Genomic DNA, 22,209 nt, shown 5'->3' with positions numbered 1-22,209 from the left:
AACAAGTAGTCTTCTGGCTGAAGACAGACCTTGACGCTAGCCGTTATTTTTAAAGGCACGTTGTTACAGAGATATGCCATGAATAGCGATTGGATTCGACTGACTATTTTACTGACGATTCTTTTACTGATTGCCTTTCCCTTTGCGGGGCTAGCGCCGCTGACGCTGCTATTTTTTGTCGCGGTTGGCGGCTGGGCCGTTCAGCTAGCAAGTACCATCATTGGAGCGACCGATGGGGCAGCTGAGCCGACAGATATAGAGTAGGCGATCGCGCCCAAAATCGTACCCAAAGGCCCCCGAGCTTGCTTCTTAGGACGTAGAGATTTACAGAAAGCAACCTGCTAAATTCTGCTCTTAGAAGGTGAAAAAAAGACTGCAGAACCGCTTTTATAGACGGAGTAATCTTTATGAAAGGAGACTCCACATGGTAATTTCTGCTGATCAAATTCCCGCTCAGGGGCAAGATCGCCAGCCTGCTCACGAACATGAGATGACGCCATCGCCCATCTTTGATCGCGATAGCTACAAGGGCAGCGAAAAGCTCAAGGGCAAAGTAGCCCTGATCACCGGCGGCGATAGCGGTATTGGGCGCTCGGTGGCCGTTTTGTATGCCAAAGAGGGCGCAAACGTCGCTATTTCTTACCTAGACGAAACTCAAGATGCTGAAAAAACCAAAGAAGCAGTCGAAGCGCTAGGGCAAAAATGCCTGCTGCTGCCTGGCGACATTAGCAGCGAAACCTTCTGTCAAGAAGTGGTCCAAAAGACCGTTGATGAATTTGGCCAGCTGGATATTTTGGTCAGCAACGCCGCTGAGCAGTATTTAGAAGAAGACTGGGAAGAAATCGATTCGGCCAGGCTCGGCAGCATCTTCAGCACCAACGTGTTCCCGATGTTCTACTTCACCAAGGCCGCTTTGCCCCACCTGAAAGAAGGCAGCGCTATCATCATCACTACCTCGATCAACGCCTACAAAGGCAATGCCCCGCTGCTTAGCTACTCGACGACCAAAGGCGCTAATCTAGCCTTTCTGCGATCGCTCTCTCAGCGCCTGCTCGAAAAAGGCATTCGCGTCAACGGCGTCGCCCCCGGCCCGATCTGGACGCCTTTTATCCCAGATGCTTTCCCACCTGAAAAGGTAGAAGGCTTTGGCAAACAAGTGCCGATGAAGCGTCCTGGCCAGCCCGTCGAAGTGGCTACCTGCTTCGTATTTCTCGCCTCAGAAGACTCGTCATACATGACCGGACAGGTGCTTCATCCTAATGGCGGTGTGGTTGTAGGTGCGTAGGTTTAATCAGCCGAATCGCCCTGATGCGCTAGCCCTACCACCTCAGGCGACAAGATCAGCTGCCGCTGGTGAATATTGAGCCAGCCCTCGTTCCGAAAGTCGCGCAGCAGCCGGGTGACGGTAACGCGGGTTGTGCCAATGATGGTGGCGAGCTGATGGTGAGTCAGGCGCAGCTTGATCCGCACGCCGCCAGGTTCGACATGGCCAAAGTCTTGAGCGAGCTGAATCAGCAGGCACTGCAGGCGGTCGGCTACTAGCCGCTTACCTGAAATAGACAGCCAGGCTTCTGCCTGCTGCAAACGGCGAACGATCTGTGGATACAGGGCGGCGCTCAGGGCGGGGGAAGCTTCGACTTCGCTGACGGCTAAAGGCAAAATATCGGCGTCAGTTAGGGCTGTTGCCCAGTAAGGATCAGCGCTGCTGAGGGCGCGGCCAAAGGCCATCGACTGCCCGCATAGCCCGACTAGAGTTTCGCCCCCGTCGGCGTGAATGGTGTGGAGCTGCACAATGCCCCGGCAGATGATGTAGAGATACTGACGCTGTAAGGGAATATTGCGGCCAGCGGTAAAGGGGATGAGCGATCGCTCCTGATAGAGCTGCTCTAGCGGCGTGACGATCTGATGAGAAGTTGCTTGAGCTGAAGTAGACATAGCTAAAGACAAAACGAATTAACCTCGCGATCAGCAGTAAAAAAGCAGTGAGAAATGTGTGCTAGCAGACTTACAGCAGCTAGATCAATTTGCTAACTTTAGGTACCTGTTGCTCTTGAACGAGCGCCTGCTGACTTTACGGTCATCATTAGTGACAAGCGTTAACCCAAAGGAAAGAGAAGGTTAAGGGAAGAACAATATTTGGTTAGTAATTATCAGAGGCTAACGAAGACGCCGCACAAGAAAGATATCTAAGTCTGAAAAGAATATTTAAGCGCACCTACCGGTAGATGAACCTGTCCAGCTTCTTACGTAGCATGGGAGTATTGCTTCGCTTAAGAAAGTATGTACGGTGATTTTATGCAGCCCGCCGGTGCCTGTCATTAGCCATAGGCCAAATGCAACTTATGATTCACACTGGTGCTGCGGAGCGTGGACGCTTGTGTGCCTTAAATGGCTCCGTCAACTAGGCAAGCCTCAAGCAACCGTTACCACGAGAGGTTTTAAAGAATGACTAATGTACTCCATCAGTTGTGCTGGAGACGACTCCTGCTACTCCCAGCGGCCCTATTACTAACGGTTTCGGTCAGCGGCTGCCGGGTCGAGCAAACCAGCGAAGGAGAACTCCCCGACGTTGACATTGAGGCCGGAGAAGCACCTACCTACGATGTCGAAGGGCCGGAGGTAGATGTCTCTACAGAAGAGAGAACCATTAAGGTGCCGACTCTAGACATTGAGCCACCTAGTGAGGACGTTGAGTAGCTTCTACCCAACCGGCGCGAGCTGACGCACGTCGCTAACCTGACCGGTGACTGCAGCAGAGACCACCATCGCCGGGCTCATCAGCAGCGTACGGCCAGAAGCTGAGCCCTGTCGCCCTTTAAAGTTGCGATTAGAAGAGGAGGCGCTAATCTGAGTGCCTTCTAGCTTGTCTGGGTTCATGGCCAGGCACATAGAGCAGCCGGGCTCCCGCCATTCAAAGCCCGCCTCTACAAATATTTTATCTAAGCCCTCAGCTTCGGCCTGCGCTTTAACCCGCTCAGAGCCTGGCACAACAAAGGCTTTAACGCCCCCAGCAACGTGCCGACCTTTGGCTACTTTAGCTGCCTCGCGCAAGTCGCTGATCCGGCCATTGGTGCAGCTACCGATAAAGCAAACATCAATCTTGGTCCCTTCAATCTGCTGACCAGGGGCAAGCTGCATATAGCGGTAGGCTTCTTCCGCAACAGGCCGCTCGTCGTCAGGCATAGCCTCCGGAGCAGGAATAGCTTCGTCAACACCGATGCCCTGTCCGGGAGTGATTCCCCAAGTAATAGTAGGGGCAATGTCGGCGGCTTCAAATCTGACGACATCGTCATAGGTGGCATTGGCATCGCTGCGCAGGCTTTCCCACCAGGCAACGGCGGCATCCCACTGACTGCCGGTAGGCGCAAAGTCACGGCCTTGTAAATAGTCGTAAGTGGTTTGGTCAGGGTTGACATAGCCGCAGCGAGCGCCGCCCTCGATAGACATATTGCACAGGGTCATACGCCCTTCCATCAAGAGGCTAGTAATGGCGCTTCCGGCAAACTCATAGGCGTAACCCACTCCGCCTTTAACGCCGAGTTTGCGAATGATGTGCAGAATAATATCTTTGGCAAAAACGCCAGGTGGCAGTTCGCCATTGACTTCAATCCGGCGAACCTTGAGCTTGGCCAGCGCTAGCGTTTGAGAAGCAAGCACATCGCGCACCTGACTGGTCCCAATGCCGAAGGCGATCGCACCGAAGGCCCCGTGCGTAGAAGTATGGCTATCGCCACAGGCAATCGTCATGCCCGGCTGCGTCAGCCCTTGCTCTGGGGCGATCACATGCACAATTCCTTGACTGCCAGATCCCACATTAAAAAAGCGGATATTGTGCGCCTGCGTGTTGGTCTCCAGCGCCGCTATCATCTTTTCGGCCATCGGGTCGGCAAAGGGCCGAGACTGATCCTCAGTCGGCACGATGTGATCGACTGTGGCAATCGTCCGCTGCGGATACATCACCTTGAGCCCGCGCTCATTTAGCATCGCAAAAGCTTGAGGGCTGGTCACTTCATGAATCAGGTGCAGGCCAATGAATAGCTGAGTTTGGCCAGAAGGCAAAATGCCGACGGTATGTGCGTCCCAAACTTTGTCAAACAGGGTGCCTGTGCTCATAGCTGCTGCGCGGTTCGCCGAACCAGTAGAAAACGGGTGAGTTCAATATAGTAAACTATTGGCCCTATCCTGGGGGATGAAGACTTGTGAGTATTCTGTCAATTTGAATCAGGCAATGTTCCTGCTGAATCGCTGGAGAGCGATCGCACTTCACCCATAGCCAGCGTACGGATGTCGTTCAAGAAACTAAACTCGCTAAAAATACGTCAAGCTATCTGAATGAGTCAGAGGAAGCCGTCTATTCGACTCAACAGCCTTATAGAGGCTGGAACAGATGAGCTGAGTAGAATTTGATTTTGACAGCGCACAGATGGCTTACGGACTTATTGATGAAATCTTTGGGTGAACAGGAAAATAGTCTGCGCAGCTTCTTAGCTAAAGCAGTTGCGGGCACGTTTGGCTTGCAGGTAGCCAACGCCGGGTTTGCCTACGTCAGCACCCTCTTGCTGGCCCGTTTCTTAGGGGCTGAAGGCTATGGCAGCTATGCTTATGCGCTTGCCTGGCTTAACTTGCTCACCATTCCTGCGCTCTTAGGGCTACCGGGACTGATTACGCGCGAGATCTCTATCTATCAGTCAAAGTCGAATTGGGGGCTGGCAAAGGGGCTACTGCTTTGGGCAAACAAAATTGTTTTGTTAACGTCTCTCGCCCTGGCTTTACTGTTTGTAGGGATGACGCGGTGGTTGACAAACGCCACACCTCAGACAATTTCTATTTTAGGCATAGCTGCGATCGCCCTGCCTTTAATGACCCTGACACAGCTTCGCCAGCCGACGATGCAGGCGCTCAACCGCATCGTATTAGGTCAGCTACCCGAATTTTTAATCCGCCCTGTATTATTTATCAGCTTGCTGGGTGGGAGCTATTTAGCTTTTGGCAAAAACTTTACCGCCCCTTGGGCAATGGGCCTGTATGTGGCGGCTAACGGCGTTGCTTTTTTATTTGGTACCTGGTTTCTAACGAAGTCTCTGCCTGCTGTCTACCAAGAAGTCCCTGCTGAATACGCCCCAAGAATTTGGCTGCGAAGTGCCCTGCCGATGCTGCTGATTGGGGGCATGTACGTCATCAATAATCGAACCGATACGATTATGTTAGGCGTGATGCGCGATCAGGCGGAGGTGGGCATTTATAGCATTGCCTCTCAAGGTTCGAGCCTGCTTTCTTTCGTTTTGATCGCGTTTAATACTTCGCTAGCGCCTACTTTCGCCAGTCTGTATGCTCAGGGAAATTTCAACAGATTACAGAAAATTGTCACTAAAAGTTCTCGAATGATTTTATTGGCAACGGTGCCTATGTGTTTGGGGCTGACCGTCTTCAGCAGTTTCTTCTTGTCGCTTTTTGGTGCGGAGTTTGTTCAAGGGAAAAGCGCTTTGACCATCTTAATTGTCGGTCAGCTTTTTAACGCCGCTACCGGTTCGGTGGCTTTGCTTTTAACCATGACTCACTATGAGCGCGATGTCGCCTTTGGCGTAACGGCGAGCGCTGTGCTGAACGTTATTTTAAACGCTGTTTTAATTCCATCGAGCGGGCTAGAGGGCGCAGCGATCGCAACTACAGCCAGCCGTATCGCTTGGAATGTACTGCTGGTTTTCTTAGTCTATAAAAGGCTGGGGATTCGCTCTACAGCGCTTGGTAAATGGATTTAGGCAAGGCGCTTGAGGAGTTATCAGCCATGACAATGCCTAATTTCCTGATTATAGGTGCGCCTAAAGCAGGTACCAGCTCGATTTACGCCTATCTCAGACAGCATCCCGAGGTTTATATGTCTCCTGTTAAAGAACCTCACTTTTTTATGCTGAATAATCAAAAGGCTGATTTTCAGGGGCCGGGCGATTCAGACCGCTTCAAATTGGCAGTTCATCGGTTGGAAGACTATCAAAGGTTGTTTGACGGTGCGCAAGACGAGATAGCCATTGGCGAAGCCTCGACGACTTACCTCAGCAGTCGCACCGCTGCCGATCAGATCAAGCGCTGTATTCCCAACGCAAAAATTATCGCAATTTTGCGCAACCCGGTCGATGCCGCCTACGCGAGCTTTCTACACCTGGTCAGAGATGGCGATGAGCTGCAAAAGAGCTTTTCTGCGGCGCTTCAGGCCGAAAAAGGCCGTGTAGAAATGAACTGGGATCCAATTTGGCACCACACCCAAAGAGGATTCTACTATGCTCAAGTTGAGCGCTATTATCGGCTGTTTGGTCGAGAGCAAGTCAAAGTCTATATGTATGAAGACTTTAAGCAAAATCCTCAAGCAGTCATTAGAGATATGTTTACATTCTTGGGCGTCGATGAAGATTTTGTCCCCGATACGTCTACGAAATACAACGTTTCTAAAATGCCAAAGAGCCTAGCTTTAAACAGGCTGCTGCTAAAGTCTAATCCGCTTAAAGAAACGGCCAAGCGACTATTGCCGTTAAGCGTACGGCACCGCATCGCTGACCAGATCAAGCGCTGGAATGTAGCCGACAGTCAAAAGCCTGAACTTCCAGAAGCAGATAGGGCTTACCTGAGTCAGCTATTTCGAGCAGATATTCTCAAGCTGCAGGCCCTCATTCAGCAAGATCTCTCACTATGGCTAGATACAACAGCTCGATGAACGCTTCGGCCATGTTCCCTGCAGCCAACTCAACTTCTAAGCTTACGTGCCTAGCCGCCCAGCCGCCAATGAACGCCACTCCTCTCGTTAGTATCCTCATCAACAACTACAACTACGCGCCGTTTTTAACTCAAGCGGTCGATAGCGCTCTACGGCAAACGTATGAGAATATAGAGGTAATCGTCGTCGATGATGGCTCGACAGATAACTCTTGGCAGGTGATTAAAAGCTATGGTGATCGCATTGTGCCTATAGCCAAAAAAAACGGTGGGCAGGCATCTGCTTTTAATGCAGGCTTTGAAAAAAGTCAGGGCGATATCGTTTGCTTTTTAGATTCTGACGATGTCTTTTTGCCCGATAAGCTACAAAAGCTAGTCGATATCTTTGACCGCTACCGTGAGGTGGGGTGGTGCTTTCATCCGCTCGAACGAGTAGACAATGACCTTAAGCAATACTTAGCGCCAGAGCAGTATAGCGGCGCACCTGGCCCCTATGACCTGCGTAAGCTATTGAGAAGGGGAAAGCTAGGCGAGGCCATGCCCTTTAAAAGCATCGTTACTTCGGGCATGTGCTTTAGAAGAGAGCTGCTAGAAAAAATATTGCCGATGCCGCTAGAAATTAGAATTACTAGCGATGACTATATTAAATACGCTGCACTAGGCGTCAGCAAGGGCTATATCTTACTTGAAAACTTAGCCCTGCAAAGAATACATCCGAGTAACGCCTATACCTTTCGTGACGACAGACCACTCTTGCGCGCCAAAATCCTGCTGCAGACGGCTTACTTTTTAAGGAGAGACTTTCCTGAGATCAAAGCCTATGCTAATAACCTATTCTCTCTAGGAGCAGCCGAGTTTTTACAGCAGTCTCAAAAAGATGACCAGCAGTTGCACCGTTTGGTCAAAGATTATTACGCCTCGCTCTCCTTCCTAGAGCGGATAAAGGTCAAATTGAGAGAGCGCTATTACTTGGGGAGAAAAAGATGACCATGAGGCTAACATTATCTTCTGCAGAAGATTTTTTCGCAGTTTTTTCGCTGCTGTTTTACTCAAATTTGCTGGCTTTTTCTAGTCTGTTTAACGGGTCTTCATTCAATAGTCTAGGGGTGTCCGCTGTTGCCATCTATAATCCTCTAACGCCGTTGTTACAGGCGCTGCAGCACGGCGTTTTTCTGATAGCCTTACTGCTGATATTGCTCAGATGGAAGCTTTCTTTAGTTGCCAGTCTGAGGGCTCCTATTTTCTGGCTGCTGGTCGCGCTCATGATGGGTTCTTTCCTATGGTCGGATTTTCCTTCTGACACTATGAGGAAGTCCGTGGCACTTTTTGAAACGATCACCTTTGGCGTTTACTTTGGCTCACGGTTTAGTCTAGGTAAACAGCTGCAGCTGCTGGCGATCGCGAGTAGCATCATCATCGTGACCTCTTTCCTATATTCAGTCGCGCTGCCTGGCAGTGCGATCGAAACCGGAGGACATGCGGGCGATTGGCGAGGCCCCTTCATCCAAAAAAATGAGTTTGCGAAAATCATTGTGCTCTGCTGTATTTCTACCTATTTATACAAGTCAAAGAGCGCCCTCTGGAACGTCACCCGGCTAGCAATCGTTTCTCTATCCGGGTTAATGATTGTCTTATCTGATTCTAAAACCGCTTTGCTGGTAGTCAGCTTACTCTTTCTATCGGTATATGCCTATAGAGGTCTATATTCACTTATCAGAAATCGCTCTGCCCTACTGATCCCTAGTGTGAGCTTATTCCTAGTGACACTCTTAGGCTCGTCATTGCTGCTGGTCTCTAACCTGGGAAACATTGCTAATAGTGCAGGCAAAGACCTGACCTTAACGGGCCGAACAACGATTTGGAGCGCGGTTAGCTACAAGATTGCTGAACGTCCGCTGCTAGGCTATGGCTACTTAGGCTTCTGGCGCGATATCTATGGCGGCTCGGCCTATGTTGGCAAAGTGTTTAACAATATCTATCTACCTAAAGATGCGCACAATGGCTTTCTAGAGCTGGCGCTGGCCTTCGGATTTGTAGGCGTTGCTTTGTTTGGCCTAAGCTTCTTACATACCCTGCTGCGGGCAGCAGCGTTGCCTATGCCGGTGGGCGTGCAAACAGCTTACTGGCCCCTAGTATATTTGACTTTTTTAATCTTATATAACCAGACTGAGGCGACGCTCATTCTCCACAATTCAATTTTCTTTGTACTTCTTGTTGCCCTTACCCTGTCAGACTACCATCAGTTCAAAAAGACGCAGTCTGAAAAGCTGCAGGTTAAAGAGATGCAGTTTGAAGAGATGCAGCTTGAACCTATCCCCTGACCGAGGCAGCGGCGTAGAAAGCGTTGATAAAACCGGATAGTCTAGAGCCCGCTCAAAGTTACCCCAATGCCTTATGACAGCTCAGATAGATGCTCAACCAAGTTCAAAGCCTGTCACTCGTCTGCTATGGGTAGATTATGCAAAAGGGCTTGGTATATTTCTAGTGGTGCTAGGTCATGTTCTCAGGGGACTAGCCGATAACGCCATTCTGTCAACATCATTCTTATTCGACTATCTCGACCAGTGGATCTATGCCTTCCATATGCCTTTGTTCTTTTTCCTGTCGGGACTTTTTCTCTATAGGTCAACATCTAGGCCATTTAAAGCTTTTGTTATTAATCGATTAACGATACTGGTCTACCCTTATCTAGTGTGGTCACTGATTCAAGAGAGTTTGCAGTCTTTGACCTATGGTAGCGGTGACAGTAGCGCCGGATTTTTGCTTTTGTTAGACAGTTTTTGGAAGATCCTCTACCAGCCTCCTGATCAGTTCTGGTTCCTTTATATTTTATTTGTAATAAGCCTGGCATATGCCATCTTTCATCGATTGCGTCTGTCCTCTTTTTCATTTCTAGTCGCCTCTACCGCTGCATACTTTCTTCTAATTTTGGAGGTTAGCTCCGGTGTAGGCGTTTTTAATATCGCCCGGCATTTCGCTATTTATCTAGCAGTTGGAACGGTGGTAGGTCAGAGCTCTGAGCTGATGCTAAAGCTCAAATCAATTAAGAGCTTGCATCTGCTTGTCTTCAGCATAGGTAGCTACTTGATCCTGAGCCTGGCCGTTTTTTGGGGTTGGAATAATCAAGTTGAGCTGATACCTTTAGCCGCTGCACCGGGTATGTTTGCTTCTATTTGTTTGGCTGGTCTGCTAGTTCGTTTTGATTTCTACGCATTTATTGGGTTATGGGGACATTTTTCCTTAGAAATATTTTTGGTGCATGTCATTGTAATTGCGGGGCTACGAATTGCTCTGCAAAGCATATTTGGTATTGCCAACCCGTTTATTCATATTGTTGCAGGAACATTGGCTGGCATTTATCTGCCTATTATGATTGGCAAATATTCTCGACATACCAAACTTCGGTATTTATTTACCTACAGCTGAAGTTTAAGAATATCTGAATGAGATGTCTGAAGGAATCAGGAAGTTAGGTAATGGCCAAAGATAGAAAAGCGTGTAGTAAATCTACTAAAAAGATTGCAATTTTCCTAACCGATCTAGGGGGTGGCGGGGCCGAACGGGTCATGCTCAACCTGGCCAATGGGTTTATTGCTAGAGGCTTCGAGGTCGATTTGCTTTTGGTGAATTCGGAAGGGCCTTATCTCTCTAAGCTTCATCGAGATATCAAGCTCATCGGCTTTAAGGCCAGCAAATTATCAAGCAGCATTCCGGAGCTGGTTAGTTATCTCAAGCAAACGCAGCCCGATGTTTTAATAACCGCGCTTGAAGACACTAACTTAGCGGCTATTTTTGCTCATCTTTTGGCCCGCGTGCCTACAAGAATGGTGGTCACAGTTCACAATAATCTGACGCAAGAGTCTAAGCGCTTAAAGAGTTTAAAGCGTAAGCTTGTTCCAAAACTGATTAGATGGACTTATCCTTTCGCCGATCTGGTTGTCGCTGTTTCTCATGGCGTAGCTGAAGATTTGACAAGGCTAGGCATTCATCCTGATAAAGTTCGAGTAATCTACAATCCCATTATCACACCCGATTTTGACGATACGGCCAGGGCTTACCCAGAACACCCGTGGTTCTCCGACCCGGATTGTCCCCTGATTTTAGGTGTGGGTAGGCTAGAGCCGCAAAAAGATTTTGAAACGCTGATTAGAGCCTATAGCCTAGTACGGCAGCAACTGCCTGCTAGGCTGATGATTTTGGGTCAGGGAAGCCAACATCAAAAACTGCTTGCGCTCTGCAAGGAGCTGAATTTGAGTGAAGCTGAAGTTACCTTTCCAGGTTTTGTTGAAAACCCGCTTGCCTATATGGCTCAGTCTTCTGTTTGCGTACTCTCATCGGCTTGGGAGGGCTTTGGCAATGTGCTAGTTGAGTCTATGGGGGCCGGAACGCCAGTTGTCTCAACCGATTGCCCGAGCGGACCCACCGAAATTTTGGAGAATGGGAAACACGGTAGGTTAGTCTCGGTGGGAGCGTGGAAAGAAATGGCTAGCGCGATTTTAGATACTTTGAACGAACCGCCCCGGTCACAAGAGCTTAAACAGCGGGCTCAGCGCTTTTGTCTAGACAGGATCTTAGACGAATACCAGCAGCATCTGTTTGGTTGAAAACGCGACAACCCGTCTCTGTTGCCCGCTGACATGCTGTGTAGAAACCTGCGCTTTGGTCTTTGCTACGGCACAAACAGCCGATCACTTGAGTCAGTGATTTAAGATAAATGAAATCACTAGCCCTCACTAGGGAGGACTTTGTTATGAGTAAGAAAATGGTGAGCCTGTTGTTGGTTCTGCTGATAGCTTTAGGCTGTGTGTTTAGAACGTCAAACATTGACTCAAAGGTCTTCTGGTTCGACGAAGTATACACTGGGCTACAGATTTCAGGCTTTTCTAGAGAAGCGGTCAAGGCACAGCTTGTTACGGGTGAAATCGTTACTTTTCAGGATATCGCCCGTTATCAGTATCCGAGTATCTCTAGCGGTAAGACCTTTCAAGATACGATTGACGGACTGATTAACTTTGAGCCGCAGCTTACGCCTCTCTACTTTCTGATGGCGCGATCTTGGGTTCAGTGGTTGGGCAACTCTATCTGGGTCTTGCGCAGCCTCTCGGTGCTCTTTGGCCTTTTATCTCTGCCCTTGATGTTTTGGCTTTGCTGGCTGCTATTTGAAACCTGGCAAGTTGCCTGGATCGCTACAGCTATGATGGCGGTTTCTCCGTTTCATCTGATTTACTCACAGGAAGCCCGTCCCTACAGTCTCTGGGTAGCACTCACCTTGCTTTCGTGCATTGCTCTAGTCAGTGCCGTAAATAGCAGGCGGCTGATCGGCTGGCTGACTTACAGCCTTTCAATGGCGCTAGGGCTGTATACCTTCATGTTTACAGTCTTGACTATGGTTGCTCATGCGGCGTACCTGCTGACTAGATCGCGGCCAGACCGAAAGCTGCTCTGTTTCGCGGCGGCTTCATTCGCGAGCCTGATTCTTTTTTCGCCATGGATTCAAATTTTAATTACTCATCCGCCTTCTAATGCAGGCGGGCAGCGATCGCCCCCTAGCCCTTTGATCTATCCTCAGTCATTGCTGCGCAACGTCGGCCTGCTGGTCGTCGATTTTGGTAGTGATGACAATATGTCTTTCTTTGGTAAGGCCGCTTTTGGTTTGTACTGCCTGGCCTTTACTGCCGCCGTTATCTATATCTTGTTCTGGGTGGCCAAAAATGTAGATAGAGAGACCTCTAGTTTTATTGTCTGCCTGTCGGTCGTTCCTTGGCTCTGTCTGGGGATTCATGACGCTTTGCTCGGGGCGATCGCGACGACACAAGCGCGATACCTCGTTCCTAGCTACATTGGCATCAATATAGCCGTCGCCTGCTTCATGGCAAACAAGCTTTTTACCCCCCAAACAGCCTCGCGTAGGTTTTGGGCTTGTTGGTCTATAGCGGTACTGGTGGTTGCAACCCTTTCTTGCTACCAGTACACAGCCGCTGAAGAGTGGTGGATAAAAGACAAGCAGAACATTCACCATGAAGTGGCCAAGATCATAAACTCAGCTGCTTCTCCCCTGGTTATCAGCGACGCTTACTTTATCAACTATTTCTCCCTCAGCCACTATCTTCAGCCAGAAACCAGGTATCTACCTTTACTGGAGCCAAAAGATAATCTAACGCAGCTCACGCCGGACATACCAAACAGCTACAGCGACATCTTTCTATATAGCCCGTCTGGTTTCCTTTTCGAATCTGTCAAAAATAAATACTCAATTCAGCCAATTATTTCTGATGTGCTGTGGAAGTTAGGAAGAGTATAAAATACTTAAAAACTACCGTATAAACACTTAGATTCTTGAAAATTTGCTAGTCAGCTTTTATATCTTCACAAGCAACGGGTAGACGCTATGACTATCAATAGTGCGAAAGCCAAACTCAAAAGGATGCCCCGTCGGTGCCAACCCGAAGCAATAGGATTGTCCATTAGCATTGGTACTTTGCTTATAACGAATCAGATTGCATAGGCAAAATGCTGAATTCGTTATTTAAGCAAAACCTGCGCAATCTCCTGATTGCTTCATCACTCAACAGTAGAAGACCCCTACCTAAACCGCCTCAAACAAACTGAGCTGGAACCAGGCTTAAACCATTGGGAAAAACGCAGTCAGTCAGGCACACTTTCTACAGGTATGCGTCTGAGTAATTAGCCACTGCATGACTATCACTGCATGACTATCCAAGTTCAGCAGACTTAGAAACGTAAAGCCTATTAAAAAATGGTACAATCTTCCATATTTTGGAAGGCAACGCTTTTGAATAGCAATGCTTCGAATAGACACTAAAGCGAAGAGTCTTAACTTTGCTTTTTATTTGTCAAAAGTCTCTGGGACTATGGCGACCAAGCAGGTTTTCTCATGAAAGTTAGTCTAAAAGATAGGACGAAAGCTCTACTCTACGCCACAAAAAGCTACGCCAAACCAGTTGCCGAATACATTTTAGCTTTTTGGAGACGTGCTCTTGACCGAGAGGAGACCGTCGCGTTGCTTCAAGACTCAGTGGTGTATGAATCGAAAGACGCGCCGATAGAGCTGCCTGCCTACCCGATAGATGAATCGAACTCTTTGAGCGTCAATGGTTTTCGCAGTCCTGAGTATATGAATACTAACTGCATAGATTATGAGACGGACTATGTTTGGAAGCTACAGCGCGGCGGCAAGATAAAGCAGCTCAGCCTTTGTAGCTCCGGCAGCGTTTTAGTTAACAACAAGATCTTAATAAACTTAGACTTTGGGGCGACCTCTGGCTATCGAGATTTTCCTGTGAAGCTCAGACGGCTTCACTTTCCGCTCGTGATTGCCCCCTGGTCACACAACGCTAGCATTGGATATTTCGATTTTCTACTACAGATATTGACAAAATTTTGCCTCGTAGAGAAGGCGCTAGGCTCTGATGTATTAGCAAAGGCTAAGCTTTGCTATCCCATCCTCAATACTCAGTTTGAGCGTGAATATCTCACCAAGCTGGGCGTGGGGTGTGACGCTTTAGTCGATACCAAAAGCAAAACCAGAATCACTGCAGACTGCATGCTTCTATCAAATAACCAGGGCCGTTCTGGTAGAGTGAGCCCCTCTAATGTTGCGTTGCTGCGTCAGAGGTTTTTGCCGCCTGAACCTGTGACGCAGCAGCGACGGCTGCTTTTGCTGAGAAAGCACACGCGCCGCCTCTCAAACCAAGATGAGGTGATTGACTTAGTCAGTCAATACGGCTTTGAAGTGATTCCAGATTCTTATCGGACGGTTGATGAGCAAATTCAGCTGTTCCGTCAGGCCGCAGTGATTGTTGCGCCTCATGGCGCTGCCCTTGCTAACCTACTGTGGTGTAGCCCAGGCACTCAGGTGATTGAATTTATGAACGGCAGCTATAGTCCTCCGTTTTTCTACTACCTCTCCCATCTGCTAGGGCTGCGGTATGACTGTTTGGTTGACTATTCTAAAGGTGACAGCTCTTACAGAGCGTATCATGCTAACGATATATATACAGATACTGAACTGCTGAAGAAAAAGTTAGATAAAATACTTGTCAACTGTGTGACAGAATGACGGCCAAATCGTAGGAAATTTTACCATAGGGATGGCGCTTGAAAATGGCCGATTGCTTATTCGATGTAGCAACCAAGTAGGTCTTCTCATGAAAGTTAGTCTAAAAGATAGGACGAAAGCTCTACTCTACGCCACAAAAAGCTACGCCAAACCAGTTGTCGAATACATTTTGACTTTTTGGAGACGTGCCCTCAACCGAGAGGAGACCGTCGCGTTGCTTCAAGACTCGGTGGTGTATGAATCGCAAGACGCGCCGATAGAGCTGCCTGCCTACCCGATAGATGAATCGCACTCCTTGAGCGTCAATGCTTTCCGCAGTCCTGAGTATATGAATACTAACTGCATAGATTATGAGACGGACTATGTTTGGAAGCTACAGCGCGGCGGCAAGATAAAGCAACTCAGCCTTTGTAGCTCTGGCAGCGTTTTAGTTAACAACAAGACCTTACTAGACTTAGACTTTGGGGCGACTTCTGGCTATCGAGACTTTCCTGTGAAGCTCAGACGGCTTCACTTTCCGCTCGTGATTGCCCCCTGGTCGCATCTGGCAAAACTAGGATACTTTGATTTTTTATTTGTAATGCTGGCGAAATTTTGCCTCATAGAGAAGGCGCTAGGCTCTGATGTATTAGCAGAGGCTAAGCTTTGTTATCCCATCCTCAATACTCAGTTTGAGCGTGAATATCTCACCAAGTTGGGCATAAGACACGACGCTTTAGTCGATACCAAAAGCAAAACCAGGATCACGACGGACTGTGTGCTTCTGTCGAATAACCAAAAATGCTTTGGTAGAGTGAGTCCCTCTAATGTTGCTTTGCTGCGCCAGAGGTTTTTGCCGCCTGAGCCTGTAACACCGCAGCGTCGGCTACTTTTGCTGAGAAAGCACACGCGCCGCCTCTCAAACCAAGATGAGGTGATTGACTTAGTCAGTCAATACGGCTTTGAAGTGATTCCAGATTCTTATCGGACGGTTGATGAGCAAATTCAGCTGTTCCGTCAGGCCGCAGTGATTGTTGCGCCTCATGGCGCTGCCCTTGCTAACCTACTGTGGTGTAGCCCAGGCACTCAGGTGATTGAATTTATGAACGGCAGCTATAGTCCTCCGTTTTTCTACTACCTCTCCCATCTGCTAGGGCTGCGGTATGACTGTTTGGTTGACTATTCTAAAGGTGACAGCTCCCATATAACCCATCGAACTGATGACGTACATGCAGATACTGAGTTACTGAAGAGAAAGTTAGATAACTCTTTTCTCAACAGTTCGATAGGCATAACCTATTAGCTCTTTTAGTGCTGAGCCAAGAGCGCTCTCGACTTTATTCCTTCCCCCAGCTGCCAGAGCCTTTCCAGGTGGATAGTCCGCCGCTTTTGTTCATTTCTGTATTGACCTGAAAGGCCAGCGTCGCATCGACTAAAAAGGCCGCTACTGATAGGGGTAACATTATGACTGCTTTAGCCAGAGATGTTGATCGCAGGCTTTGGAATCGCCGAATAAGAATAAACTTAGGAATAAACCATCCATGACTGTTTAAAGTAACTTTTCGAACCATCTCATTCAGCCAAACAGGATTTTTTTGATTGCTCTCCCGAATAGATGAACAGATATCTGAATTGTGAACCGGCTGAAACTGCTGCAAATGTGTGTAGAGCAACTCGTTTACAGCTGCGCCGAAGATCAGCCACTTCTCATGTTTGAACAGTTTTCTTACACTGGTATAGGCTTCAAAGGTATGCGCAGCAGCAGGCGCAAGGAGCACCCGCTCGGGTTTAGGAGGCTCTGTCAAGAAATTGGTGACTACCATCGTATAAAAGAAAGAGTCGTCAGTGGGCAGTGTGAGGGGTAGCCACAGCTTTCTTAAAATAGCAGTTCTTGTACAGGAGAGCTGACCTGAGATCCAAGCAGGCTCGCCTTCAACAGAATGTCCGCCAGAAATTTTTGAAATCCATAGCGATAGCCAGTCGGCAGGTGTTTTGTTCTCTTTAAAGGCGACATCTTTGATTCGTTGATCAACAGAAACCCACGCTTCCGGGCGGTCTTCTAAAATACGAACCATTGATCGAAAAGTTTCGGGCTCTATCAGTCGAATATCGGAAGACATCACGAACAAGTAGTCTGCAGACGGGCTAGAAAGCTCATGAATGAAAGTGTTCCAGGCATTGGCTAAGCCTGCTTGCGGTAGGTTGCATACCTTCCAGCTAACTTTGCTAGCGTTTAGGCGATCGCCTGTGCCCTTGAGATAAGCCTCAGCGATCGCTGCCGTATCATCCGTACAGCCGTTGGGCACCACCACAATTTCTGATGTGATATGAGGATCTTGAAAGACGCTTTGAGTGAGTAAAGCATCCAAAGTCGATTGAATAATGGCTGCCTCGTTGTAGGCAAGGATACCAATGCTGATATGCGTCATACTTTCCTATTCAATCAAAAATCCTTAGTAAGAAACCGAGCGGGCCAAGTAGGCGCTGCGCAAAGTCTAAGACTGAGCCGGTACTAGTCTTAGGCACAACAATTACATCGCCGTCTTGCACCTGATAGCCGTCTACCAGATTGCTTAAGTTGACAACTTCTTGCTCTACTTCACCCGCATCGTTCATGCGGATAAAGGCAACTTCGCTGAGTTTGGCGTCGTCTGTGGGGCCACCGGCGATCGCCACCGCACTCGACAGCGAACTATTGGGCGGTACGGGCACTTCACCTGGCCTGGTTACCTCGCCGACGACTCTGACCCGTACAGTGCTGGGCGATAGACTAGAGCGCGCTAGCAGCCGAGTATCGAGCACATCGCCTTCTGCCAGACGCGGGACGAATACCAGATCGCCATCGCGCAACAGCATGTTTTCTGGCAGCGACTCAGCCCACAGCGAGTCCCAGAGGTTGACCTTAGTTCTGACCGTTTCACCGCTGGGTAGCGCCCGCAGCACGACCACTTCACGAATGTTAGCCGTCTGGGTGACGCCGCCCGCCTCGATCAGCGCTGCACTCACAGAAGGTGGCGGCTCATTGTCTGACGAGTTAGAAAATGAATTGGTCGCTGCGCTGGTCGCGCCCCGTAGCTGCGTGGGCCCTGGCCGGTAGACTTCTCCTGAGACATTGACTACCACTGGCCGGAGCGTACCCAAGGTAACGGAAACATACGGATCGACTAGAACGCGGTCTAATACAACCGTCAGTTCTTGCGTAAGCTGATCGGTCGTGCGGCCAGCGACGGGTACTCTGCCCACTACCGGCAAGGTAATCGTCCCGTCGGGCAGGACTAGCATCGGCCCGGTGTATTCTTCGTAGCCGTACACACTGACCTGAATTTGATCGCCGGGGCCTAGCAGGTAGGCAGAGGCGGCGTAGGCAGGCGAGACAGTTGGCGCTTGAGGGGGGTTGTTAATCACAGGCGCGTCAATTACAGGCGTGTCTATAGCAGGTGTCTCTGCACCACGGGTCTCTGCGCCAGGGGCCTCGTCAACTGGCGAATCTGACAGATTTGGTAGTGTTTGGGCGATCGCAGATCCTCCCACAACTACTAGCATCGCAGCTGCCGGCGCGCAGCAAAGCAGTCTCAGCATAATCAAAAGCCGATGAGAGTGTCTGAAGTTAGATATGCACATAGCAAGTAAGCCGAAGGGAAGCCGTGAATGATGAATAGAGGCTCAGACTTTTTCGCGGGTGTGACCCGCGTGATTAAGCTGGTTTGAGAGACTCAGCGAACTCTCCTGGTTTTGCCTGATGACATACTCCTGGTTGTAGTAGAAATAGTGATCAGGCTGGCTGCTAACCTTGACGCCGTTGGCGACTAGCCCTAAAACTCTCTGCTGAGACTGCGACAGGATGACTTTAGTCGCGTTGATGCTGTTTATATCGGTGAGGCCGGCCTGCATCACCACCAAAACACCGTCTGTGCTTCTACCCACCGTCAGGGTATCTGCCCGGCCCGAAACAGCCGGTGTATCGACAATAATATAGTCGTAGATAGTCTCACACTCTCGTAAGAGCGCCGACATTCGCTGAGATTCTAGAATGGCCAATGGATTGGGCGGAATCACGCCCACCGGCAAAACGTGAAGATTGGGTTCTTGGCGAACAATCGCCTCTTTAAGCGGTACCTGACCCGCTACCGCATTACTCAATCCTTGCAAATTAGAAACCTGCCAGATGTGATGCTGCACAGGATTGCGCATGTCGGCGTCAATCACTAAGACCAGATGCCCTAGCTGCGCCAGCGTGAGCGCCAGGTTAGCGGCGACTTCTGACTTACCCTCGCCAGCAACCGAGCTGGTGACCGTAATGGTTTTGAGCGGCTTATCCAAATACGAGAATTTGAGATTTGCCTGCAATGCCTGGTAAGACTCAATAATTGGCAAAGGTTGAGGTTCTCCTACCAGCACAGACGGCAGCTCTATATCTTTAGAACGCCCTGGCAGCTTTTTCCAGGCCGGAATTACCCCAACTAACGGATAGCCGTAAAGCTCTTGCCCTTCACGAACGGTTTTGATAGAGCGGTCAACCAGGTCTAGCAGAAAAGCTAATGCCAGGCCCAACAGCCCGCCAGCTATCAGACCAGCAGCAATATAGAGCTTACTAGGTACCGGCATCGGATCGTCCGGAATCAGTGCCGGAGAAACGATCCGCGCATTCCCCACGTTCTGGTTCTCAATCACCTGCGTCTGCTGCAGGTTTTGTAGCAGCGTTTCATAGGTCGTCTGGGCGGCACTGCGGTTGCGCTCTAGCTCTCCCTGCCGCTTTTCGAGGCTGGGCAGTACCTGCGCCCGGACACCCTGGGCTTGCTGAGCATTCGCAAGGGCCGCTAGCCGCTGCGCTAACCCCGACCGGGTAGCCTCTAGCGCCAAAAATTCTGAGATAAGAGACAGCTCTAGTTCACCAGCCTGCAAATCGTCGTCGGGCAGAGCCGCACTGTTGCTACCGAGCGCCGAGCCGACGCGCTGCTGTACGAGCGCGGTTAAGGAGCTTTCCTGGCGTCGTAGAGTGGCGATCGCTGGATGACCCTCTTCGTACCGGGCTCGTTCAACCGCTAGCTGAGACTGCACCACCTGTAGCTTTTCTAAGACTTCCTGCACACCCGGCGACTCGCTGACTAGACCCACGGCATAGATTGACGCCGAGCTAAGACGGAGCCGCTGCTGAATCTCGTTAGCTCTGGCCGTCGTATCGGCTAGCTCAGCTTGAATCTGAATAATCGAGTCGTCCAGCCCGGAGAGCACCTGAACGGTATTTGACGCCTCCTCAGTGAGATCGACGATCTGATTGGTTTCTTTAAACTGGCGCAGCGCTGACTCGGCAACGTCTACCTCTCGCTCACTCTCAGGGAGCTGCGCTTTGATAAATTCTCGGGCTGACGAGGCAGCTGCCCGGCTCACCTGAATGTCGTTCTGAATGTAGACCCCCATAATGGTATTGACAACCGCTGTTGCCAGCTCCGGGTCAGCCGCGCGATAGCCAATCTCAAGTACGTCAGTGCCTGGAATCGCCCTCACGTCTAAATAGTTTAAAAAGGTTGATGACTCCAGTGGTTCGCCCGCCTCATCTTCCATCTGCAGCTCGTCAATCACTGCTTGCGCAATCGGGATCGACTTAAATACCTCGATCTGCGTATCGATCGGGTCTGCCTGGCTGGTCAGTGCGGTCAGCTCTCTAGAGGCTCCCTCTAAGCCGATCAGCGAAGAGGCTTGATTGGACTCAATGAGAAGTTTAGCTCTGGCTCTGAAGACCGCCTGCTGGGAACTCGCCACAAAAGCGGCTAGCCCCGTCGTCAACGCACAAGTCAGAACGACAATTGGCCAGCGTCGTTTGAGGACGAGCCAGTACTTTTGCAGATCGATCTCAATCTCTTGAGTAAAGGAGTCCTTTGATTTCATGGAGGCTAACCGAGAGAGAGGCAAACTACTAGACGGTCAGTGGCGGACATAGCCTGTATGACTCTATCGCGCCTGAGGGGGCGTGCAAGTGTGGGGTTAGCTGGCGATGACAGCAGTCACCACAGCCTGATTGACAGTCTACTCAACTACTCAGCGGCCCCTCGTTGGCTACAAGCTATAGCTGTGCTAGTTAAGTAGATCAGACGTAGTGATCCCGGGTTTGGGTTCCCGATTTGTCAATTAGCTCTCGCTGGGTACGTAGGGCTGGGCTTGCTCGGTCGGCGTGAAGTCGGCTAAGGTCAGGTCTTGACGGAACTCTCGGCCATTGGGTCCGACGATCTGACGGGGCAGAGACTGGGCGTCTACAACTTCCAGTGTGTTCATATTGTAAGTAGTGTAGACGGTGCTAGCGGTCTCTAAGAAGACATCCATAATCGTCAGCGTCTGGAAAGCGGCTGTGGTGGTATTTAGCAGAGATTTGGGGCCGCTGCCCAGTGCACCAGCATGAAGCATATTGATTTGACCGGCTTTACCAGGGAAATACGCATGGTGGTGGCCGCTAATGTAAGTATGCACCTGATGGCGCTCCAGCAGTTGGCGCAGCGCATCGGCCTGGTTGAGATATTCGCCGGGGCGATCGCGCCTTTGCGAAACCGCATACATCGGCAGGTGACCCAGCACAATTCGCAGCTTGGCAGACTGGGCAGCGGGGCTGGCGAGGGCACGGTCGGCCCAGGCTACCTGCTCAGGCGGAACATTAGCTGAAGAGGCATCCCAGGTCAGATAGAAAATGTCGTTTTGCTTAAAGCTGTAATAGAAGGGAAAGCCACCGGCTTCTACAAATTCGAGATCGGTATCCGACTGATGACCTGCCCAGTATCTAGCCGTTTCCTGACGGTCGAGCACGTAGATATAGTTGCCGCTATTGGGATCGCCGTTGCGATAGCTAGAGGCATCGTGGTTGCCAATGGTGAGGGCAAACGGCAGTCCGGCTGTGCGAATTGGCGCAAGAATTTTTTCGTCAAAGGCGGTCCACATCGCTTCGATTTCGCGCGCTGACAGGTTGAGGCTTTGGCCCGCGACCATATCGCCGCCGCAGACCACGATATCGGGCTGCCAGTCGGGTAGCATAGCCACCCCTTTGATCACTTCTGCCCGGTAGTCAGTAGAGCCGTAGGCACTGTTTAGATCGCTGATCACCGCCAGGCGAACGTCGCCGCGCTGGGGAGCGTATAGACCCGCTGGGCCAATAGCGGCTGAGCTAACAGGCGTGACGGCGGCAGATTCGCTGGTTAGCAGGTCGGCTGGCGGGGTGTCTTCCGCTTGCACGGTGGATTTGGTACAGGCGATCGCACCCGCGCCCGCGCTACCGACAGCAAGCCCGGCCAAAATAACGAAGCGACGACGGTTGATCGGCATGATTCCAAAAACTTCTGGCAGTTACAGCTCTCAGTATGCCACCCCAGAGAAAGCTTGCGTGACCAAAAGCGCTCTGGGGGATCAAAATTTAGGCAGGCCAAGCTAATCCGGGGTGCTAAGCGTCAGCGCTATACTGAAAA

General features: G+C 50.1%; 18 protein-coding genes. 12 read left to right on the top strand and 6 right to left on the bottom strand.

What is annotated here, in order from left to right:
• Nucleotides 1-78 precede the first annotated feature (78 nt).
• Together CKL79_RS01220 and CKL79_RS01215 are read left to right on the top strand one after the other, a co-directional pair.
• A complete protein-coding gene (locus tag CKL79_RS01220) occupies nt 79-264 on the top strand; it encodes a hypothetical protein (RefSeq protein ID WP_121967745.1) in 186 nt (61 codons plus the stop codon).
• A 160-nt stretch (nt 265-424) separates the two neighbouring features.
• A complete protein-coding gene (locus CKL79_RS01215; protein ID WP_121967744.1) occupies nt 425-1,285 on the top strand; it encodes an SDR family oxidoreductase in 861 nt (286 codons plus the stop codon).
• Between the two features lie 2 nt (nt 1,286-1,287).
• Here CKL79_RS01215 and CKL79_RS01210 read toward each other — a convergent pair whose 3' ends face one another.
• Nucleotides 1,288-1,935 carry a Crp/Fnr family transcriptional regulator gene (locus CKL79_RS01210; protein ID WP_121967743.1) on the bottom strand — a complete coding sequence of 216 codons (648 nt, stop codon included), beginning with the start codon at nt 1,933-1,935 and terminating at the stop codon, nt 1,288-1,290.
• A gap of 510 nt (nt 1,936-2,445) precedes the next feature.
• On the opposite strand from CKL79_RS01210, the gene CKL79_RS01205 reads away from it, so the two are divergent.
• On the top strand, nt 2,446-2,697 hold the full coding sequence (locus CKL79_RS01205) for a hypothetical protein (protein ID WP_205878948.1): 252 nt from the start codon (nt 2,446-2,448) through the stop codon (nt 2,695-2,697).
• A 3-nt stretch (nt 2,698-2,700) separates the two neighbouring features.
• On the opposite strand, the gene leuC is transcribed toward CKL79_RS01205, so the two are convergent.
• Nucleotides 2,701-4,113: a 3-isopropylmalate dehydratase large subunit gene (gene leuC, locus CKL79_RS01200; RefSeq protein ID WP_121967742.1), complete on the bottom strand. Its 1,413-nt coding sequence runs from the start codon at nt 4,111-4,113 to the stop codon at nt 2,701-2,703.
• Between the two features lie 329 nt (nt 4,114-4,442).
• Between leuC and CKL79_RS01195 the strand changes: the two genes are divergently transcribed.
• From CKL79_RS01195 to CKL79_RS01155, 9 genes are all read left to right on the top strand, one after another.
• The gene (locus tag CKL79_RS01195) at nt 4,443-5,759 is read left to right on the top strand and encodes a flippase (RefSeq protein WP_121967741.1); all 1,317 of its coding nucleotides are present in this window, start codon (nt 4,443-4,445) and stop codon (nt 5,757-5,759) included.
• Nucleotides 5,760-5,785: 26 nt separating this feature from the next.
• Complete coding sequence (locus CKL79_RS01190) at nt 5,786-6,706, top strand: sulfotransferase (RefSeq protein ID WP_121967788.1); 921 nt, start codon at nt 5,786-5,788, stop codon at nt 6,704-6,706.
• Nucleotides 6,707-6,774: 68 nt separating this feature from the next.
• Entirely contained in the window at nt 6,775-7,692 is a 918-nt protein-coding gene (locus tag CKL79_RS01185; protein WP_121967787.1) for a glycosyltransferase family 2 protein, read from the top strand.
• A gap of 329 nt (nt 7,693-8,021) precedes the next feature.
• Nucleotides 8,022-9,026, top strand: coding sequence for an O-antigen ligase family protein (locus tag CKL79_RS01180; RefSeq protein WP_170943917.1), 1,005 nt, complete (start codon nt 8,022-8,024; stop codon nt 9,024-9,026).
• A gap of 73 nt (nt 9,027-9,099) precedes the next feature.
• Nucleotides 9,100-10,131: an acyltransferase gene (locus tag CKL79_RS01175; RefSeq protein WP_121967739.1), complete on the top strand. Its 1,032-nt coding sequence runs from the start codon at nt 9,100-9,102 to the stop codon at nt 10,129-10,131.
• 50 nt (nt 10,132-10,181) lie between these two features.
• Nucleotides 10,182-11,309 (top strand): glycosyltransferase, encoded by a 1,128-nt coding sequence (locus CKL79_RS01170; RefSeq protein ID WP_121967738.1) that lies wholly within the window; start codon nt 10,182-10,184, stop codon nt 11,307-11,309.
• Nucleotides 11,310-11,455: 146 nt separating this feature from the next.
• Nucleotides 11,456-13,006 (top strand): glycosyltransferase family 39 protein, encoded by a 1,551-nt coding sequence (locus CKL79_RS01165; protein WP_170943916.1) that lies wholly within the window; start codon nt 11,456-11,458, stop codon nt 13,004-13,006.
• A 594-nt stretch (nt 13,007-13,600) separates the two neighbouring features.
• Nucleotides 13,601-14,785 carry a glycosyltransferase family 61 protein gene (locus tag CKL79_RS01160; protein ID WP_121967736.1) on the top strand — a complete coding sequence of 395 codons (1,185 nt, stop codon included), beginning with the start codon at nt 13,601-13,603 and terminating at the stop codon, nt 14,783-14,785.
• A gap of 88 nt (nt 14,786-14,873) precedes the next feature.
• Nucleotides 14,874-16,067, top strand: coding sequence for a glycosyltransferase family 61 protein (locus CKL79_RS01155; RefSeq protein WP_170943915.1), 1,194 nt, complete (start codon nt 14,874-14,876; stop codon nt 16,065-16,067).
• A 34-nt stretch (nt 16,068-16,101) separates the two neighbouring features.
• Here CKL79_RS01155 and CKL79_RS01150 read toward each other — a convergent pair whose 3' ends face one another.
• The 4 genes from CKL79_RS01150 to CKL79_RS01135 all read right to left on the bottom strand — a co-directional run bounded on the left by CKL79_RS01150 (nt 16,102) and on the right by CKL79_RS01135 (nt 22,069).
• Nucleotides 16,102-17,193, bottom strand: coding sequence for a glycosyltransferase family A protein (locus tag CKL79_RS01150; RefSeq protein WP_121967734.1), 1,092 nt, complete (start codon nt 17,191-17,193; stop codon nt 16,102-16,104).
• A gap of 10 nt (nt 17,194-17,203) precedes the next feature.
• Entirely contained in the window at nt 17,204-18,307 is a 1,104-nt protein-coding gene (locus CKL79_RS01145) for a polysaccharide biosynthesis/export family protein (RefSeq protein ID WP_121967786.1), read from the bottom strand.
• A gap of 120 nt (nt 18,308-18,427) precedes the next feature.
• Nucleotides 18,428-20,650 carry a polysaccharide biosynthesis tyrosine autokinase gene (locus CKL79_RS01140; protein WP_121967733.1) on the bottom strand — a complete coding sequence of 741 codons (2,223 nt, stop codon included), beginning with the start codon at nt 20,648-20,650 and terminating at the stop codon, nt 18,428-18,430.
• Between the two features lie 240 nt (nt 20,651-20,890).
• Nucleotides 20,891-22,069, bottom strand: a complete 1,179-nt coding sequence (locus CKL79_RS01135) for a metallophosphoesterase (RefSeq protein ID WP_121967732.1) — start codon at nt 22,067-22,069, stop codon at nt 20,891-20,893.
• Nucleotides 22,070-22,209: the final 140 nt, after the last annotated feature.

The organism is Leptolyngbya sp. BC1307, assembly GCF_002286735.1.
In the GTDB taxonomy this organism is placed as follows: Bacteria; Cyanobacteriota; Cyanobacteriia; order Phormidesmidales; family Phormidesmidaceae; genus Phormidesmis.
The sequence above is the reverse complement of the archived record's forward strand: the minus strand, read 5'-3'. Positions and strand labels throughout refer to the sequence as shown.